The sequence below is a fragment of the Streptomyces sp. NPDC006476 genome (assembly GCF_040612015.1).
In the GTDB taxonomy this organism is placed as follows: domain Bacteria; phylum Actinomycetota; class Actinomycetes; order Streptomycetales; family Streptomycetaceae; genus Streptomyces; species Streptomyces griseorubiginosus_B.
The window spans coordinates 87,646-104,695 of sequence record NZ_JBEXPK010000002.1 but is presented as its reverse complement, the minus strand read 5'-3'; the positions used below and the strand labels follow the sequence as shown (position 1 = coordinate 104,695).

Annotated in this window: 17 protein-coding genes; 8 read left to right on the top strand and 9 right to left on the bottom strand. The window is 70.8% G+C overall.

Features of this window, described 5'->3' with window-relative positions; genetic code table 11:
* Positions 1 to 22: 22 nt before the first annotated feature.
* Entirely contained in the window at positions 23 to 874 is an 852-nt protein-coding gene (locus ABZZ74_RS02565; RefSeq protein WP_356761250.1) for a hypothetical protein, read from the bottom strand.
* A complete protein-coding gene (locus ABZZ74_RS02560; RefSeq protein ID WP_356761248.1) occupies positions 871 to 1,437 on the bottom strand; it encodes a SigE family RNA polymerase sigma factor in 567 nt (188 codons plus the stop codon). The genes ABZZ74_RS02565 and ABZZ74_RS02560 overlap by 4 nt, the downstream gene beginning before the upstream one ends.
* Before the next feature lie 229 nt (positions 1,438 to 1,666).
* Here ABZZ74_RS02560 and ABZZ74_RS02555 point away from each other — a divergent pair, with 229 nt between their 5' ends.
* Positions 1,667 to 3,118 carry an NCS2 family permease gene (locus ABZZ74_RS02555; protein ID WP_356761246.1) on the top strand — a complete coding sequence of 484 codons (1,452 nt, stop codon included), beginning with the start codon at positions 1,667 to 1,669 and terminating at the stop codon, positions 3,116 to 3,118.
* Positions 3,119 to 3,190: 72 nt separating this feature from the next.
* Here ABZZ74_RS02555 and ABZZ74_RS02550 read toward each other — a convergent pair whose 3' ends face one another.
* The 3 genes from ABZZ74_RS02550 to ABZZ74_RS02540 form a co-directional block, all read right to left on the bottom strand.
* Entirely contained in the window at positions 3,191 to 4,642 is a 1,452-nt protein-coding gene (locus ABZZ74_RS02550; protein WP_356761699.1) for a penicillin-binding transpeptidase domain-containing protein, read from the bottom strand.
* Positions 4,643 to 4,729: 87 nt separating this feature from the next.
* Complete coding sequence (locus ABZZ74_RS02545; RefSeq protein WP_356761245.1) at positions 4,730 to 5,200, bottom strand: GNAT family N-acetyltransferase; 471 nt, start codon at positions 5,198 to 5,200, stop codon at positions 4,730 to 4,732.
* An 18-nt stretch (positions 5,201 to 5,218) separates the two neighbouring features.
* Positions 5,219 to 5,992: an IclR family transcriptional regulator gene (locus tag ABZZ74_RS02540; protein WP_356761244.1), complete on the bottom strand. Its 774-nt coding sequence runs from the start codon at positions 5,990 to 5,992 to the stop codon at positions 5,219 to 5,221.
* Between the two features lie 130 nt (positions 5,993 to 6,122).
* Here ABZZ74_RS02540 and ABZZ74_RS02535 point away from each other — a divergent pair, with 130 nt between their 5' ends.
* Positions 6,123 to 7,652 (top strand): aldehyde dehydrogenase (NADP(+)), encoded by a 1,530-nt coding sequence (locus tag ABZZ74_RS02535; protein WP_356761242.1) that lies wholly within the window; start codon positions 6,123 to 6,125, stop codon positions 7,650 to 7,652.
* Positions 7,653 to 7,678: 26 nt separating this feature from the next.
* Positions 7,679 to 8,287 (top strand): DUF1349 domain-containing protein, encoded by a 609-nt coding sequence (locus ABZZ74_RS02530; protein WP_133048193.1) that lies wholly within the window; start codon positions 7,679 to 7,681, stop codon positions 8,285 to 8,287.
* Here the strand turns inward: ABZZ74_RS02530 and ABZZ74_RS02525 are convergent.
* Positions 8,247 to 9,635 (bottom strand): MFS transporter, encoded by a 1,389-nt coding sequence (locus ABZZ74_RS02525; RefSeq protein WP_356761241.1) that lies wholly within the window; start codon positions 9,633 to 9,635, stop codon positions 8,247 to 8,249. The two genes, ABZZ74_RS02530 and ABZZ74_RS02525, sit on opposite strands and share 41 nt — an antisense overlap.
* Before the next feature lie 70 nt (positions 9,636 to 9,705).
* On the opposite strand from ABZZ74_RS02525, the gene ABZZ74_RS02520 reads away from it, so the two are divergent.
* The 5 genes from ABZZ74_RS02520 (at position 9,706) to ABZZ74_RS02500 (ending at position 14,310) form a co-directional block, all read left to right on the top strand.
* Positions 9,706 to 10,701: a helix-turn-helix domain-containing protein gene (locus tag ABZZ74_RS02520; protein ID WP_356761239.1), complete on the top strand. Its 996-nt coding sequence runs from the start codon at positions 9,706 to 9,708 to the stop codon at positions 10,699 to 10,701.
* Complete coding sequence (locus tag ABZZ74_RS02515; protein ID WP_356761237.1) at positions 10,698 to 11,201, top strand: GNAT family N-acetyltransferase; 504 nt, start codon at positions 10,698 to 10,700, stop codon at positions 11,199 to 11,201. Before ABZZ74_RS02520 ends, ABZZ74_RS02515 begins: the two co-directional genes overlap by 4 nt.
* Positions 11,202 to 11,273: 72 nt before the next feature.
* Positions 11,274 to 11,990 (top strand): DsbA family oxidoreductase, encoded by a 717-nt coding sequence (locus tag ABZZ74_RS02510; protein WP_356761236.1) that lies wholly within the window; start codon positions 11,274 to 11,276, stop codon positions 11,988 to 11,990.
* Between the two features lie 59 nt (positions 11,991 to 12,049).
* Positions 12,050 to 13,135: an aminotransferase class V-fold PLP-dependent enzyme gene (locus tag ABZZ74_RS02505; RefSeq protein ID WP_356761234.1), complete on the top strand. Its 1,086-nt coding sequence runs from the start codon at positions 12,050 to 12,052 to the stop codon at positions 13,133 to 13,135.
* A gap of 86 nt (positions 13,136 to 13,221) precedes the next feature.
* Positions 13,222 to 14,310, top strand: coding sequence for a maleylpyruvate isomerase family mycothiol-dependent enzyme (locus ABZZ74_RS02500; protein ID WP_356761232.1), 1,089 nt, complete (start codon positions 13,222 to 13,224; stop codon positions 14,308 to 14,310).
* Positions 14,311 to 14,383: 73 nt separating this feature from the next.
* Here ABZZ74_RS02500 and thpD read toward each other — a convergent pair whose 3' ends face one another.
* Genes thpD through ectB form a run of 3 tightly spaced genes read right to left on the bottom strand, consistent with a single transcriptional unit; the run spans position 14,384 to position 17,010 of the window.
* Complete coding sequence (gene thpD, locus ABZZ74_RS02495) at positions 14,384 to 15,271, bottom strand: ectoine hydroxylase (RefSeq protein WP_356761231.1); 888 nt, start codon at positions 15,269 to 15,271, stop codon at positions 14,384 to 14,386.
* A gap of 7 nt (positions 15,272 to 15,278) precedes the next feature.
* Positions 15,279 to 15,683: an ectoine synthase gene (locus tag ABZZ74_RS02490; protein ID WP_356761229.1), complete on the bottom strand. Its 405-nt coding sequence runs from the start codon at positions 15,681 to 15,683 to the stop codon at positions 15,279 to 15,281.
* A gap of 55 nt (positions 15,684 to 15,738) precedes the next feature.
* Complete coding sequence (ectB, locus tag ABZZ74_RS02485) at positions 15,739 to 17,010, bottom strand: diaminobutyrate--2-oxoglutarate transaminase (RefSeq protein ID WP_356761227.1); 1,272 nt, start codon at positions 17,008 to 17,010, stop codon at positions 15,739 to 15,741.
* Positions 17,011 to 17,050 lie beyond the last annotated feature (40 nt).

The following is a 17,050-nucleotide window of genomic DNA, read 5'->3' as shown; positions in this document are numbered from 1 at the left end:
TTGCCGCCCGTCGCAGGTTTTCTTACGAGTCGCCATCGCCGGAGGTGTGCGCCGCGAAGTCGCCGCCCACGGCCCGCCGATCGCCGTCCGCCATCGCGTTGATCGTGTACGAGTCGCCCCTGGCGTCCCGGCCGCCGCGCTGGTGGTTGTACTGCCCGGCGAACACCCACTCGCCCTTGGGGACCGTACGGCCCTCCTTGAGTACCCAGGTGTAGACCAGGAACCCGTCCTGCTCGCCGACCGTGAAGGTGAAGTCCTGTTCCGGCAGCGAGCGCCAGGCCCCGGTCGAACTCACCCCGCCGCTCTGCGCGACCTTCAGCTGGACGGTCAGGGCGGTGAGCTGTGCCTGGGTCTTGAGCATGACGTCGCTCTGCGCCCAGAAGTCGTTGCTGTGCGGGTTGACCGAACCGTCCGACCACAGCGGGCCGTCGCTCTCCCCGCCGGCGGACGGCAGGACGGAGACCGGGGCCGAGGGCCGCACGGTGGACGGGGTGCCGCTGGGCCGGTGCGTCGTCCCGGAGGCCCGGCTGGGGTCCGGGTCCACCGGCGGCAGCGGCGCCCGGCTGGTCGCGTCCGGTGACGGCGTGGGCGTCGGCGAGGTCTCGACCGTCTGCTGCCGGGCGGGCGGGTCGTCCTTCACCGCCGAGGCCACCGCGTACCCGCCGACCGCGAGCATGCCGGCCACCGCCGCCGTGGCACCCGCGACCCGGGCCCAGCCCCACACCGGGGGACGGGTCGCCCGGTGGTCGCGGCGGTCCTGGCGGGTCATGCCCCGCTCGACGCGGGCCAGGATGCGGGCCCGGTCCGGCTCGTGCGCCTTGGCCGCCTCTTTCAGCCGGGCGCGCAGCTCGTCGTGCACGTCCTGCTGCCTCATCGGTCCGTTCCTCCGGTCTCGCCGCCGCGCGCCATCGCCGCGTGCACCTTCTGTGGAGCGCCCTGGGAACCGAGGATCTTCTGCAGCTCGGCCATCCCCTTGGACGTCTGGGACTTAACCGTACCCACGGAAACACCCAGGGCGAGCGCGGTGTCCTTCTCCGACAGATCGAAGGCGTGCCGCAGCACCACACAGGCCCGCTTGCGGAACGGCAGCCTGCGCAGGGCCTCCTGTACATCGACCACGCCCGCTATGTCCGGATTCTCGGTCTTCTCCTCACGCTGCGACCAGAAAAGCGAGATCCGCCGGCGCTCGCGCACCGCGCTGCGGACCCGGGTACGGGCCAGATTGGCGACGACGCCACGGGCGTAGGCGACCGGGTGATCGGCCGCACGCACGCGGTCCCAGCGGTGCCACAGGGCGAGCAGCGCGTCCGCGGCCAGATCGTCGGCCGCGTCCGCGTCGCCGGTCAACAGATGGGCGAGCCGTGACAGTTCGGCGTAGTGCTGCTCGAAGAAGGCATGGAACTCCATGGAGGCCGCGTCGTCGACGACAGTGCCCATGGGCACCCTTCCTGTGTGTGTCATGCGAATGACTTGTGATCTTCCGGGGCGCGCCCGGGCGAGATCCGGAAGCGTAGCAGTGATCGTTGTCCGGTTTCGTACGGGGCTTCGAACGCGGTGTGACGGGGCGATCGATTCCGTAACCCGAAAGGGACCTGAAAGAGGTTCAACGCGGGAACACTCCAGCCAGCATCCGCACACGATCAATCAGCCCATAGGAGCACCATCCATGTCCGACACGAAGAAAGCGGCCGACCGGCCAAGTGCCGCGCCGCCAGGGGCGAACGGTGTCGACCGGTTCTTCCGGATCTCCGAGCGGGGATCCAGCTTCGGCCGGGAGATACGCGGCGGCTTCGCCACCTTCTTCACGATGGCCTACATCCTTGTCCTGAACCCCATCATCCTGGGCAGCGCGAAGGACAAGTTCGGCCACCAGCTCGACACCGGCCAACTCGTCACCGCCACCGCGCTGGTGGCCTGTGTGATGACGATCATCATGGGCGTCGGCGGCAACCTCCCGCTCGCCATCGCCGCGGGCCTCGGCCTCAACGCCGTCGTCGCCTTCCAGCTGGCCCCGCTGATGAGCTGGCCCGACGCGATGGGCCTCGTCGTCCTCGAGGGCATCCTGATCTGCGTGCTGGTCGTCACCGGGCTCCGCAAGGCGATCATGGACGCCATCCCGCAGCAGCTGAAACAGGCCATCGGGGTCGGCATCGGGCTCTTCATCGCGTTCATCGGGTTCGTCGACGCTGGGTTCGTCAGCCGTATCCCGGACTCTGCCCAGACCACCGTGCCGGTGCAGTTGGGCGCGGTCGGCCGGCTGACGGGGTGGCCGGTGCTGGTGTTCTGCCTCGGCGTGCTGCTCACCATCGCGCTGCTCGCGCGCAAGGTGAAGGGTGCGATCCTGATCAGCATCGTGACCATGACGATCGTCGCGATCATCATCGACGCGGTGGCCGACATCAAGAGCTGGGGTCTGACCACCCCGCACGTGCCCGACAAGATCGTCTCCACGCCCGACTTCGGGCTCATCGGTCACTTCAGCCTGTTCGGCGGGTTCGCGAAGGCGGGCATCCTCACGGCCGTCCTGCTGGTGTTCACGCTGATCCTGTCCGACTTCTTCGACGCCATGGGCACGATCGTGGGCATCAGCGCGGAGGCCGGGCTGCTGGACGAGCAGGGGCAGGTGCCGGGGATCGGTCGCGTGCTGTTCATCGACGGCGCGGCGGCGGTCGCCGGCGGCCTCGGGTCGGCCTCCTCCAACACCGCGTACATCGAGTCCGCGGCGGGTGTGGGGGAGGGGGCGCGGACCGGGTTCGCGAACCTGATCACGGGCGGCCTGTTCGGGCTCGCGCTCTTCCTCACGCCGCTGCTGACGATCGTGCCGCTCCAGGCTGCCGCGCCCGCGCTGATCGCCGTGGGCTTCCTGATGATGACCCACGTCAAGCACATCGACTGGGACCGGTACGAGATCGCCATCCCGGCGTTCCTGACCATCGCCGCGATGCCGTTCACCTACTCGATCACGGACGGCATCGGAGCGGGATTCATCGCGTATGTGCTGATCAAGGCGGTGCTCGGGAAGGCGCGGGAGGTGCACTGGTTGCTGTGGGGGGTTACGGCGCTGTTCGTCTTGTACTTCGCGATTGACCCTGTGGAGCAGGTGCTGGGTGTGAAGTGAGGGTCGCTGCGCGGCGGGTGCGGGTTCGTTGTGGCTGGTCGCGCAGTTCCCCGCGCCCCTTTGGGGCGCGCTTCAGTTGAGGGCTGCTTTCATCATCGCCTTGGCCACCGGGGCTGCCAGGCCGTTGCCGCTCACCTCCGAGCGGGCCGCGTCGGACTGTTCGACGACCACCGCCACGGCGACCTGTTTGCCGCCCGCCTTGGCGTAGGAGGTGAACCAGGCGTACGGGGTCTGGCTGTTGTTCTCGCCGTGCTGGGCGGTGCCGGTCTTGCCGCCCACTGTCACGCCCGGTATCTGCGCGTTCGTACCCGTGCCCTTGTCCACCACCGTCTGCATGGCGGACTGGAGTTGGGCGGCGGTGGAGGAACTGATGATCCGCTTCGTGCCGGCGTCGTCGTCGTCGTAGTTCTTCAGGACGTCGCCGCCGCTGTCGGTGATCTGCGAGACCATGTGCGGCGAGACCAGCTTGCCGCCGTCGGCTATGGCGGCGGACACCATGGCCATCTGGAGCGGGGTCGCGGTGACGTCGTACTGACCGATGCCCGTCAGGGCCGTGGACGACTTGTCCATGTCGGACGGGTAGACGCTGGTGTATGCCCGCACCGGTACGTCCTGCTTCGTGTCGTTGAAGCCGAACTTCTCCGCCATCGCCCGCACCTTGTCCTGGCCCAGGTCGAAGGCCATCTTCGCGAAGACGTTGTTGCAGGAGAACTCCAGCGCCGTGCGGATCGAGGCGTTCGTACAGGGCGCGGACGGGTTCTCGTTGGACAGGTCGCGTGTGGTGCCCGGCAGCGTGTACGGGTCCGGGCTGTCCGTGCTCACGTCCACCGACGAGTACAGGCCGTCCTCCAGCGCGGCCGCCGCCACGACCAGCTTGAACGTCGAGCCCGGCGGCAGCGGCTGGCGCAGCGCACGGTTGGTGAGCGGCTTGTCCGGGTCCGCGTTCAGCTTCTTCCAGGCGGTTCCCGCGGTGTTGGCGTCCGTGAGCGACGTCGGGTCGTACGACGGCGTCGAGACGACCGCGAGGATCCTGCCGGTGGACGGGTCGATCGCGACGGCCCCGCCCTTCTTGTCGCCGAGCGCGTCGTAGGCGGCCTTCTGCACGTCCGGGTCGATCGTCGTGACCACGTTGCCGGGTGCGGCCCGCTGGTCGGTGACCGTGTCCATCACGGTCTTGAGCCGGCTGTCCGTGCCATTGAGGAGGTCCTGGTAGATGCCCTCCAGCTGGGTCGGCGCGTAGGCCTGCGAGGCGTACCCGGTCACCGCCGCGTACAGCGGGCCGTGTCTGTACGTGCGCTTGTACGCGAGGTCGCCGCCCGTAGTGCGCGCGGAGCCGGTGATCGAGTCGCCGGCCACGATGATGTTCCCGAGCGGGTCCGCGTACGTCTCGATCGCGTTGCGCCGGTTGTCCTTGTCGTCCGCGAGGGCCTTGCCGTCGTAGAACTGCACCCAGGTCGCCCTGATCAGCAGAGCGCACACCAGGAGCAGTACGAAGACGGAGGTCCGCCTGATCGTCTTGTTCATCATGCCGATCAAGAAGACGAACAGGACGGGGCGGACGTTCCCTCCGCCCCGGATTCTCATCGGACGCTCAGGAAGCCCGCCCGGCGGTCAGCCGCGCAGCGTCATCACGACCTCGTCGATCTCCTCGCCCCGCGCGTTCGCGAAGCCCGTCGCCGTCGCCGTGAGCCGGAAGCCGCACTTCTCCAGCACGCGCCGCGACCCGGTGTTGTCCGCCGCCGCGCGGGCGTACAGCGGCCGCTCCGGCACCTCGGCCAGCAGCCCTCTCAGCGCCGCCGTGGCCACCCCGCGCCCCCAGTACGCCCGGTCCACCCAGTAGGTGACCTCACGCTCGCCCGGCTCCCCGTACACCGCCGCGCTGCCCACCACGTCACCGTCGACCAGGATGGTCCGCAGCACGTCCGCGGAGTCCCGCACCCGTTTCCAGTGGGCGTCGAACGCCTCCCGGTCGGCGGGATCCTTCGGCGTGAACGCGGCCGTCCACAGAGCCTCAGGATCGTTCATCTGGCGGAAGAAGACCGGCAGATCACTGTCGTGCACGTCCCGCAGTACGACATCCATGGGCCCAGAGCCTAGGAGTCAGAGCCTCCTGGTCGCCAGGGTGAGTCGGTCGCGGGCGTCGAACAGGGCGTCCTTGACCATCTGTTCGTGGGCGGGAGTGAGGCGGGCCACCGGTACCGAGCAGCTGATCGCGTCGCGGGCCGGGGTGCGGTAGGGGATCGCCACACCGAAGCAGCGCAGCCCCAGCGTGTTCTCCTCGCGGTCGACGGCGAAGCCCTGCTCGCGCACCTGGTGCAGCTCCTCGATGAGCTTCTCCCGGTCGGTGATGGTGTTCTCGGTGAGCGCCGGCAGCGTCTCCGGGAGCATCTTGCGGACCTGCTCGTCGGAGTAGGTGCTCAGCAGCGCCTTGCCGAGGGAGGTCGAGTGCGCCGGGAGGCGGCGGCCCACGCGCGTGAAGGGGCGCAGGTAGTGCTGGGACTGGCGGGTGGCCAGGTAGACGACGTTGGTGCCGTCCAGCCGCGCCAGGTGGATGGTCTCCGTGGTGTCGTCCGAGAGCCGGTCCAGCGTGGGCCGGGCCGCCGCGACCACCTCGTCGCCGTCGATGTACGACGTGCCGACCAGCAGCGCCCGCACCCCGATGCCGTACCGCGTACCCGTCGCGTCCGTCTCCACCCAGCCCAGCTCCACCAGCGTGCGCAGAAGCATGTAGAGGCTGGACTTGGGATACCCGACGGCCTCCTGGACCGACGCGAGGGAGTGCATGCCGGGGCGACCGGCGAAGTATTCGAGCAGTTCCACGGTCCGCACCGCGGACTTGACCTGCGCCCCGCCGTTTGTCTCGGCTGCCGACATCGCCCTTGACCCCTTCGTTGGACGAGAAACCGAAGATATAGTCTCCAACAGCATATTCATCATCAGAGACAGCGTTCAGTATATCGAACGACCCTGGTGAATGACCCGGATATACCTGGAGGGACCCGCGGTGGCAGCAGCACCAGTCTGGAGTGTCGACCCCCGAACCGGGAAGCAGCGTGAACAGGTTGCGGTGGAGGCCACAGCACAGGAGGTCGACGCCACCGTCCGCGCCGCCCACGCGGCACGCGCCTCCCTCGCCGACCGCGCCGTCCGCTCGGCGTTCCTGCGCACCGCCGCGGAGCAGCTCGAGGCGGCCAAGGACGGACTCGTGGAGACCGCCGACGCGGAGACCGCGCTCGGCCCGGTCCGGCTCACCGGTGAACTCGCCCGCACCTGCTTCCAGCTGCGGGCCTTCGCGGACATCGTCGACGAGGGCGCCTTCCTCGACGTGATCATCAACCACCCCGACGACACCGCGACCCCGCCCATCCCGGACCTGCGCCGCTACAAGGTGCCCCTGGGCGTCGTCGCCGTCTACTCGGCCTCCAACTTCCCCTTCGCCTTCTCCGTCGCCGGCGGCGACACCGCGAGCGCGCTGGCCGCCGGCTGCCCGGTCGTCGTCAAGGCGCACCCCGACCACCCGGCCCTGTCCGAGCTGGTCGCCAAGGTGCTGCGCCGGGCCGCCGCCGCGCACGGCATCCCCGCGGGCGTCGTCGGCCTGGTCCACGGCTTCGAGGCGGGCGTCGAACTGGTCAAGCACCCCCTGGTCGCCGCGGCCGGCTTCACCGGTTCCGTACGCGGCGGCCGTGCCCTCTTCGACGCGGCCGCGGCCCGTCCCAACCCGATCCCCTTCCACGGTGAACTCGGCTCCCTCAACCCGGTCGTCGTCACCGAGGCGGCGGCGGCCGAGCGGGCCGAGACGATCGGCACCGGACTCGCCGGCTCCATGACGCTCGGGGTCGGCCAGTTCTGTGTGAAGCCCGGCCTGGTGCTGGCGCCGAACGGCGCGGCCGGGGACCGGCTGCTGAAGTCGCTCACGGACGCGGTCAGCGACACCGACGCGGGCGTGCTGCTCGACCACCGGATGCGGGACAACTTCATCGCCGGTGTGGCCGAGCGGGCGGAGCTGCCCGAGGTCGAGTCGCCGGTGACCCCGGGCGCGGGCGGCGAGCACACGGTGAGCGCGGGCTTCCTGACGGTGTCGGCGGACAAGCTGGCCGAGGAGGGGGCCTACGACCTGCTCCTGGAGGAGTGCTTCGGCCCGGTGACGGTCGTGGCCCGCTACGAGGACGAGGCCGAGGTCCGGTCCGTGCTGTCCCGGCTGCCCGGCAACCTCACGGCGACGGTCCACCTCTCGAGCGAGGAGGCGGCCGGGGAGGGCCGCGGCGCGGAGCTGCTGGCCGAGCTGACGCCGCTCGCCGGGCGCGTGCTGGTCAACGGCTGGCCGACGGGCGTCGCCGTCGCTCCGGCCCAGCACCACGGCGGCCCGTACCCGGCGACCACCTCGACGTCGACTTCGGTCGGCGGTACGGCGATCGAGCGCTGGATGCGGCCGGTGGTGTACCAGGGCGCGCCGGAGGCGCTGCTCCCGCCCGAGCTGCGGGACGACAACCCGCTCGGTCTCCCGCGCCGCTACGACGGCCGCCTCGAACGGTGAGCGACCCCACCTGACACAATCGCCGGATGGACGTCGAACTTCCCGAACTCCCCTTCGCCCTGCGCACATACGGTCCCGAGGGCAACTGGTCCTACGAGGACGGAGTGCTCACCGGATGGGCCGGGCCCCGGCAGGACCGGTTCGTCCCGCCCACCGGGGAGGCGCTGGAGCCGGCCTCCGACGCGCCCCGGCTGCTCGGCTGGCCGGAGGGGGACTTCCAGCTGATAGCCCGGGTCACCGTCGGCTTCGCCGGGGCGTTCGACGCGGGAGTGCTCTACGTCCATGTCGGCGAGCGGGCCTGGGCCAAGCTGTGCCTGGAGTACTCCCCGGACGTGCCCACCGTCTGCACGGTGGTCACCCGGGGCCACTCCGACGACGCCAACTCCTTCACCGTCGAGGGCAGTTCGGTGTGGCTCCGGGTGAGCCGCACCGGACGCGCCTTCGCCTTCCACGCCTCCCGCGACGGGAAGCGCTGGACCTTCGTCCGTCTGTTCACCCTGGGCGGTGAGAAGGAGACGGACGCGGCCCTGGTCGGCTTCATGACCCAGTCGCCGATGGGGGAGGGGTGCGTGGTGACCTACGACCACCTCGAGTTCAGGCCGAACTGGCCGCGCGACCTGCGAGACGGAAGCTGAGTCCGAAGGTCAGCAGGAGCAGGCTCGCGCCGATCACCAGGCTCAGCCGCATACCGCCCGTGAAGTCGCCGGCCACCAGCGCCCCGAACACCGCGATCCCGAGGCCGCCGGCCACCTGACGCGCCGAGTTGAGCACCCCGGCCGCCAGCCCAGCCCGTTCGGCGGGCACGGCGTCCATCATGGCGGCGGTCAGCGGCGGAACCGTCAGCGCGCAGCCCAGCGCCAGCGGTACGAGGAGCACGGCCACCAGGGACGCGGGCGTGCCCTCGTCGACGTACAGCAGAAGCAGCGAGCCCGCCGTCGCCAGTCCCTGGCCCACCAGCATCGGCAGCCGGGGGCCGTACCGGCCCGCCAGCTTGCCCGACAGGAGGTTGGTCACCCCGATCAGGCCCGTCATCGGCAGGAACATCAGCCCGGCGGAGAGCGGGGAACGGTGCTGCACCTGCTGGAAGAAGAGCGAGAAGACGAACACCATGCTGTAGAAGGCCACACTGACCGCGGCCCCCGCCGCCACGGTCACGGCCACGGTCCGGTTGCGGAACAGACCGAGCGGCACGACCGGATGCGCCGTGCGGGCCTCGATCCGCGGGAACGCGACGGCGGCGGCGACGGCCACCCCCAGCGCCGCCCACCCGGCAGGACCACCCTCGATCACGGCGAACGTCAGGGCGGTGAGACCCACCACCGCGGTCGCCTGTCCGGGCAGGTCCAGCGGGGCCGGACGGCGCGGTGAACGCGGAGCCTTCAGGAGCAGCAGCAGAATGGCCGCGCCGACCGGCAGATTGACGAAGAAGATCCCCCGCCAGTCCCACGCCGTGGTCAGCGCACCGCCCGCCAGCGGGCCGAGCGCCAGCGCCGCCGAACCACCGGCTCCCCAGGCCGCGACCGCCCGGGTCCGCCGCGCCGGGTCCGCGTACGCCTGCCGCACCAGCGCCAGCGACGCCGGCAGGACGACCGCGGCCGCCGCGCCCTGCACCACCCGCGCCCCGATCAGCGTCGGCAGGCCCGGCGCCAGTCCGCAGGCCACCGAGGCCACGGTGAACACCGAGGTGCCGAGCGCGTACGCGCGGCTCGCGCCGGCCCGGTCCGCGAAGGCGCCGGTGGAGAGCATCAGGGCGGCGAAGGCGAGGGTGTACGCGTCCACCACCCACTGCAGTCCGGACATCCCGCCGCCGAAGTCCGAACCGATCGCGGGCAGGGCCACGTTCACCACGGACGCGTCGAGGGTGATCAGCGCGAAGCCGAGGAGCGCGGCGGTGAGGGTGAGGGCGGGGGAGGGCCTCTTGGGCGCCAACTCGCCTTCGATACGGGTGATTTGCTCACCACTGAGGGTCTGGTCGGTCGACATGCGTCCATGCTGCGGGGGTGTGCCGTCGTACAGTAGTGGCCCGAATGCCAGGTGTCCGGAGGTTCTGGCCATGACCGAGCGACTCGCCCCGCACCGCATCGCCGTGATCGCGCCCTCGCCCGTCTCGCTGTTCAACCTGGCCATCCCGGAGATGCTCTTCGGCAAGGTCGAGGTGGCCGGGCGGCCGGGGTACGACGTGGTCATCTGCGCCGCCGAGCCGGGGCCCGTCCCCACCGGCGGAGGGCTCGACCTGTACGTGCCCCACGGGCTGGAGGCGGTGCGTGAGGCGGACACCGTGGTCGTCGCCGGCACCGGCGCGCCCTACGAGCCGGACGCGCGGATCGTCGCCGCCGTCCGCGAGGCGGCCGACGCCGGCAAGCGGATCGCGTCCCTGTGCACCGGCGCCTTCCAGCTCGCCGAGGCGGGCCTGCTGCACGGCCGCAGGGCCACGACGTACTGGGCGCACGCCGAGGAACTGCGCAGGCGGTACCCGCAGGTCGACCTGCAGCCGGACGTGCTGTACGTCCAGGACGGTCCGTATGTCACGGCGTCCGGGTACGCGGCCGGCATCGACCTGTGCCTGCACGTCATCCGCACCGACTACGGCGCCGCCGTCGCCAACGAGGTGGCCCGCCGCGCCCTGGTCGCCCCTGTACGGCCCGGCGGCCAGACCCAGTTCACGCAGACCCCGCTGCCGCCGGAACGCGGCACGGCCTGCGCCGACACCCGGGGCTGGGCCATGCGGAACCTCGACAAGCCCCTCACCCTCACCGACCTGGCGCGCCACGCCGGCGTCAGCGTCCGCACCCTCACCCGGCGCTTCCACGCGGAGAGCGGCGTGAGCCCCCTCCAGTGGCTCCTCCACCAACGCATCGAACGGGCCAAGGAACTCCTGGAGACCACCACCCTCCCCATGGACAGCCTGGCCCGCTCCTGCGGCCTCGGCACCGCCGACTCCCTCCGCACCCACATAACCCGCCGCACAGGCCTGACCCCCACCGCCTACCGGGCGCAGTTCAGCCGCCTGGGAACCACGGCGGCCGGGAGCACGTCCCCCGCCGCATGATCAGTAACCGAGTCGTGGGCGGCCGGATGATCCGCACGGCGCTGCCCGCCGAGGCCGAGGCGATCACGTCGCTGCACGCGCGGGCCCGTGCGACGTACTACCCGGACGGGATCCCCGAGGACGGCACGGACTGGCTCGCCGCCTGGCGAGGAGCCGTCGAGCGGGAGCACGGGCAGGTGCTGTGCTGCGTCGAGCAGGGCCGCATCCTCGCCGTCGCGTCCTTCCGCACTCCGCGCGACACCCCGGCGGAAACGGTCAAGCTGTACCAGTTCCACGTCGACCCCGACACCTGGCGCCGCGGCATCGGCACGGCCCTGCACACCGCCTGCGTCGCACAGTGGCGCGCCGACGGCAGACGTACGGCCGTCCTCGACGTGCACGTCGACAACCATCGCGCCCTGGCCTTCTACGCCCGCCAGGGCTGGGTGCCCGACCCCGAGAATCCGCCGGCCGAAGGCGATCACCATCTGTTCCTGCGGTACACGGTGACCGGGGAATGATCCCCGCTGCTTGAATGTTCAGCGATCAGGCGGAGGCGGCCTCCGTACACACCCGTAGCTGCTGGAGAGAACATGAAGGTCGAGATCTGGTCGGACATAGCGTGCCCCTGGTGCTATGTCGGCAAGGCCCGTTTCGAGAAGGCGCTCGAGGCCTTCCCGTACCGTGACCAGGTCGAGGTGGTGCACCGCTCCTTCGAGCTGGACCCGGGCCGCGCCAAGGGCGACGTGCAGACCGTGACCTCCATGCTCTCCAAGAAGTACGGCATGAGCGAGGCACAGGCCGAGGCCGGCGAGGACAACCTCGGTGCCCAGGCCGCCGCCGAGGGCCTGGCGTACCGCACCCGCGGCCGAGACCACGGCAACACCTTCGACATGCACCGCCTGCTCCACTTCGCCAAGGAGCAGGGCCGGCAGGACGAGCTGATCCAGATCCTCTACAAGGCGAACTTCGCCGAGGAGCGCAGCCTGTTCACCGAGGGCGACGAGCGGCTCGTCGAGCTGGCCGTCGAGGCCGGCCTGGACGCCGGCGACGCCCGCAAGGTCCTCGCCGACCCCACCGCCTACGCCGACGACGTCCGCGCCGACGAACGCGAGGCCGCCCAGCTCGGCGCGAACGGCGTCCCCTTCTTCGTCCTCGACCGCAAGTACGGCGTCTCCGGCGCCCAGCCCGCCGAGGTCTTCGCCCAGGCGCTGACCCAGGCCTGGGGGGAGCGCTCACCGCTGAAGCTGATCGACCAGGGTGACGCGGACGCCTGCGGCCCCGACGGCTGCGCGGTGCCTCAGCACTGAAACACCAGGTCAGCGCCGATCCATAAGGGTTCCTTAGCGAAACCACACACAATTCGGCAATGGACCAGGACCTCTCCCGGGCCCACAGTGGACGCATGGAGACCTTCGAGAGCCTCGTCCGAGCCGAGTTCGCCCCGAAGAACATCTATCTGAACACCGCCAGCACCGGCCTGGTACCCGCCCGCACCGTCGCCGCCCTGCGCACCGCCGTGGCGGCCTCGGCCGCGGGCGAGCCGACCGACATGTTCGGGGACGTGGAGGCGAGCCGCGCCTGCTTCGCGCGGCTCGTCGGCGTACCGGCGCACCGCGTCGCGGCCGGCGCCTCGGTCGCCGTCTACAGCGGACTGATCGCCGCCTCCCTCCCCGAGGGCGCCGAAGTCCTCACCGCGGAGGGCGACTTCAGCTCTGTGGTGAACCCCTTCCACGTCCGCCCCGACCTCAAGGTCCGCGCCGTGCCGCTGGAGCGCGTCGCCGAGTCCGTCCGCCCCGGCACCGCCCTGGTGGCCGTCAGCGCGGCCCAGTCCGCCGACGGCCGGATCGCCGACCTGCCCGCGATCCGGCAGGCGGCCCGCGAGCACGGCGCACGCACCTATGTCGACGCCTCCCAGGCCGTCGGCTGGCTGGACCTCGACGCGGACACATACGACTACTGCGCCTGCGTCGCCTTCAAGTGGCTCGTGTGCCCGCGAGGTGTGGCCTTCCTGGTCGTGCCGGAGGACCTCGGCGGACTCACTCCGGTGTTCGCCGGCTGGGTGGCGGGCGAGCGCCCCTGGGACGCGTGCTACGGCCCCATCGACGAACTCGCCCATTCCGCCCGTCGGTTCGACGAGAGCCCCGCTCTCTTCTCCTACGCCGGCGCCCGCCGCTCCCTCGAACTCCTCGAGGAACTCGGTGTGGACACCATCCGCGCCCACGACCTCGCCCTCGCCGACCGCTTCCGCACCGGCCTCGCCGCCCTCGGCCACGAACCCGTCCCCGCACCGGGCTCACCCATCGTCTCCGTGCCCGGACTCGGCCACCGACAGCCGGAGTTGAGCGCCGCCGGAGTCGAGGTCTCCGACCGCGCCGGACATCTGCGCGCCGCGTTCCACCTCTACAACACCCCCGCCGACGTGGACCGTCTGCTGGACACCCTGTGCGGCTGACGACTCTTTGGCCGACCCGCCGGACCCGGCGCTCGCAAGGGGCGCATGATGGCGGCAGACTGCTTGCCGGTGAGAGGAGGCGCAGGGTGACCGACGACGACCACGAGAGGGTCCGCGACCTGCTCGCGGCCTGGGCCTTCGGCACCCTCCCGCCCGAGGAGCGGCAGACGGTCGCCGACCACCTGGCCGAGTGCGCGAGCTGCGCGGCCGAGGCGGAACGGCTGCGGGAGACGGTACGGCTCCTGGACGGGCCCGCGGGCAACGGCGCGGACGGGCAGCCGGACGCCGCGCCCACCGCCGACCTGTACGCCGAGTCCGCGCAGGACCTCTCCGGTGTGCTGTCCGCAGCCCTGCGCGCCCGCCCCGCACTGCCCCGGGTGGCGGGGCACGCCGTCCCCTACGCCGCCGCGGTCGCCGGGCTGAAGGCGCTGCTGCCCGAGGCGGAGGGCCGCTGGCCGACGCCGGTCGTGCACGACTGGGACGTGCACGCGCCCCTCGCCCATCTCCTCGCCGCCGACGAGCCCCTCGCCGGGCGCCTGGGCATCGGTCCGCGCGTCCCGGGCACGCCCGTCGAAGGCGAAAGCGAAGGCGAAGGCGAAGGCGAGGGCGAGGGCGAGGCGGACTGGGCAGGCGCCTGGAACCGCCGTACCGCCGAGGTCATCGCGCACGAGCACGGCCGTACACCCGCCGAGACGGTCGCCGACTGGTCCGCGCAGGCCGCCGCGCTGCTCGCCGCACCGGAGGCCCACGACCCCGAACTGGCGGCGCGGGCAACGACGTTGATGGGAGTCCGGCTGCCGGTCGCCGAGCACTTCCTGGTGCGGGCCTTCGAGACGTGGATCCACACCGACGACATCGGACGCGCCCTGGGCCTGGCCGTGCCGCCCCCGCCCGCCGACCACCTGGGGCAACTGGTGCGGCTGGCCGTCCGCATCCTCGGCCTCGCCCTCGGACCCACCGCGCCCCCGGTACTGTTCGCGGTGACCGGCGGCGAACAGTGGGTGCTGGGCTCCGAGGACGAGCCCGTGGGAGCCGAACTCACCCTGGATCCGGTCGACTTCTGCCTCCTGGTGGGCGGCCGGTACGCACCGGAGGAGGTCCCGCGCGGCACCACGGGCGACGAGGCGGCCGTACGGAACGTGCTGGAGCGGGCCGCGTCGCTGTCCTGGCTGTAGCGGGCGCGGTGTGACGCGGATCGGCCCGGCCCCCTCTCAGGGGCCGGGCCGACTCGTTGCGTCAAACGAAGCGTCAGCGCACCGGGGTGAAGTCCCGTGCTCCGATGAACTCCGGTCGCCGTACGGGCGCCGCGAACGGCTCCACGGCCGCGTTCTCCACGCTGTTGAACACGATGAACACGTTGCTGCGCGGGAACGGCGTGATGTTGTCGCCGGAGCCGTGCATGCAGTTGCAGTCGAACCAGGTCGCCGAACCGGCCTTGCCCGTGAAGAGCTTGATGCCGTACTCGCTCGCCATCTTGGTCAGCGCCTCGTCCGAGGGCGTGCCCGCGTCCTGCATCTGCAGCGACTTCTTGTAGTTGTCCTTGGGCGTGGCGCCGGCGCAGCCCAGGAACGTCCGGTGCGAGCCGGGCATGATCATCAGCCCGCCGTTGGTGTCGTAGTTCTCGGTCAGCGCGATCGAGACGGACACCGTGCGCATGTTGGGCAGGCCGTCCTCGGCGTGCCAGGTCTCGAAGTCCGAGTGCCAGTAGAAGCCGCTGGCCCCGAAACCAGGCTTGACGTTGATCCGTGACTGGTGGACGTACACGTCCGAGCCGAGGATCTGCCGGGCCCGGCCGACGACCCGCTCGTCGCGGACCAGGTTCGCGAACACCTCGCTGATCCGGTGCACTTCGAAGACCGAGCGGATCTCCTTGGACTTCGGCTCGATGATCGAGCGCTCGTCCGCGCGGATCTCCGGGTCGGAGGTCAGCCGCTCCAACTCACGCTGGTAGACGCCGACTTCGTCCGGACCGATCAGCTCGTCGATGGCCAGGAAGCCGTCCCGCTCGAAGGACTGCAGGTCGGTCTCGGGGATCGGGCCCGGGGTGTCGGGGGACCCCCAGACGACGGGGTCCTGACGCGGAATCGACACTTCGGCGGGGCCGCGGCTGGGGTAGAGATCGGTGACGGTGGTCATGGGGTTCTCACACCTCCTCGGGCTCGGTGAGCAGGGGGTAGACGCCGTTCTCGTCGTGGTCCTCCCGGCCGGTCACGGGCGGGTTGAACACGCAGATGCAGTGGAAGTCCTCCTTGACCTTGAGGGTGTGCCGCTCATGGCCGTTGAGGAGGTACATGGTGCCGGGCGTGATGTGGTACGTCCGCCCGGTCTCGCGGTCGGTCAGCTCGGCGTCGCCCTGGGTGCAGACGACGGCCTCGATGTGGTTGGCGTACCACATGTGCGTCTCCGTACCCGCGTACAGGATCGTCTCGTGCACCGAGAATCCGACCCTCTCCTTGGCCAGGACGATGCGCTTGCTCTCCCAGGTGCCGGACGCGGATTTCACATGCCGGTCGGTGCCCTCGATCTCCTTGAACGAACGGACGATCACAGTGCTGCACTTCTCCTTTGTCTCAGTGGGTTGTCAGCGGGTTCTCAGTGGGTTCTCAGTGGGTTTCGCGCACGGCGCGGGCGACGATGCTGAGGCCCTCGTCGAGCTCGTCGGCGGTGACGGTGAGCGCCGGGAGGAGTTTGACGACCTCGCTCTCCGGGCCCGACGTCTCGATGAGCAGGCCGAGTTCGAAGGCGCGCCGGGCGACCCGGCCTGCGCGCTCCTTGTCGTGGAACTCCATGCCCCACACCAGCCCGCGGCCCCGGTACTCCTTGACGTCGGCGCGGTTCTCGTCGCTGATCGCGGCGAGCGCCCGCTCGACCTGTTCGCCGCGCGTCCGGGTCTGCTTCTCCATCGCGGACCCGTCCGCCCAGTACGACTCCAGGGCGGCCGTGGCCGTGACGAAGGCGGGGTTGTTGCCGCGGAAGGTTCCGTTGTGCTCGCCCGGCTCCCAGATGTCCAGCTCGGGCTTGAACAGGCAGAGCGACATGGGCAGGCCGTAGCCGCTGATGGACTTGGAGACGGTGACGATGTCCGGGGTGATGCCCGCCTCCTCGAAGGAGAAGAAGGCACCGGTCCGCCCGCACCCCATCTGGATGTCGTCGACGATCAGCAGCATGTCCTGCCGCTCGCACAGCTCGGCCAGCGCGCGCAGCCACTCCGGCCGCGCCACGTTGATGCCGCCCTCGCCCTGCACGGTCTCCACGATCACGGCGGCGGGCTTGTTGAGCCCGGAGCCCTGGTCCTCCAGCAGCCTCTCGAACCACAGGAAGTCCGGGACCGTGCCCTCGAAGTAGTTGTCGAAGGGCATGGGCGTGCCGTGCACCAGCGGGATGCCCGCCCCGGCCCGCTTGAAGGCGTTGCCGGTGACGGCCAGCGACCCCAGCGACATCCCGTGGAAGGCGTTGGTGAACGACACGATCGCCTCGCGCCCCTTCACCTTCCGCGCCAGCTTCAGCGCGGACTCCACGGCGTTGGTGCCCGTCGGCCCCGGGAACATGACCTTGTACGGCAGATCGCGCGGCCGCAGCACCAGGTCCTGGAAGGTCTGCAGGAAGGTCCGCTTGGCGGTGGTCGACATGTCGAGCCCGTGCGTGACGCCGTCCCGCTCCAGGTAGTCGATCAACGCCCGTTTCAGCACCGGGTTGTTGTGGCCGTAGTTGAGTGAGCCGGCGCCGGCGAAGAAGTCCAGGTACTCGTGGCCGTCCTCGTCGTACATGCGGCTGCCCTGCGCACGGTCGAAGACGGTGGGCCAGCCGCGGCAGTAGCTGCGCACCTCGGACTCGAGGGTCTCGAAGACACTGAGGTCGGGCTGGGTGATGGTCACGACGAATCGCTCCTCGTTGCGTGGGGGGAGTGTGTGGGGT

Bases quoted from the DNA above. Each gene is read 5' to 3' on its own strand.
- ABZZ74_RS02565 (WP_356761250.1), bottom strand. From the start codon at position 874: ATGAGGCAGCAGGACGTGCACGACGAGCTGCGCGCCCGGCTGAAAGAG.
- ABZZ74_RS02560 (WP_356761248.1), bottom strand. From the start codon at position 1,437: ATGGGCACTGTCGTCGACGACGCGGCCTCCATGGAGTTCCATGCCTTC.
- ABZZ74_RS02555 (WP_356761246.1), top strand. From the start codon at position 1,667: ATGTCCGACACGAAGAAAGCGGCCGACCGGCCAAGTGCCGCGCCGCCA.
- ABZZ74_RS02550 (WP_356761699.1), bottom strand. From the start codon at position 4,642: ATGAACAAGACGATCAGGCGGACCTCCGTCTTCGTACTGCTCCTGGTG.
- ABZZ74_RS02545 (WP_356761245.1), bottom strand. From the start codon at position 5,200: ATGGATGTCGTACTGCGGGACGTGCACGACAGTGATCTGCCGGTCTTC.
- ABZZ74_RS02540 (WP_356761244.1), bottom strand. From the start codon at position 5,992: ATGTCGGCAGCCGAGACAAACGGCGGGGCGCAGGTCAAGTCCGCGGTG.
- ABZZ74_RS02530 (WP_133048193.1), top strand. From the start codon at position 7,679: ATGGACGTCGAACTTCCCGAACTCCCCTTCGCCCTGCGCACATACGGT.
- ABZZ74_RS02525 (WP_356761241.1), bottom strand. From the start codon at position 9,635: ATGTCGACCGACCAGACCCTCAGTGGTGAGCAAATCACCCGTATCGAA.
- ABZZ74_RS02520 (WP_356761239.1), top strand. From the start codon at position 9,706: ATGACCGAGCGACTCGCCCCGCACCGCATCGCCGTGATCGCGCCCTCG.
- ABZZ74_RS02515 (WP_356761237.1), top strand. From the start codon at position 10,698: ATGATCAGTAACCGAGTCGTGGGCGGCCGGATGATCCGCACGGCGCTG.
- ABZZ74_RS02510 (WP_356761236.1), top strand. From the start codon at position 11,274: ATGAAGGTCGAGATCTGGTCGGACATAGCGTGCCCCTGGTGCTATGTC.
- ABZZ74_RS02505 (WP_356761234.1), top strand. From the start codon at position 12,050: ATGGACCAGGACCTCTCCCGGGCCCACAGTGGACGCATGGAGACCTTC.
- thpD (WP_356761231.1), bottom strand. From the start codon at position 15,271: ATGACCACCGTCACCGATCTCTACCCCAGCCGCGGCCCCGCCGAAGTG.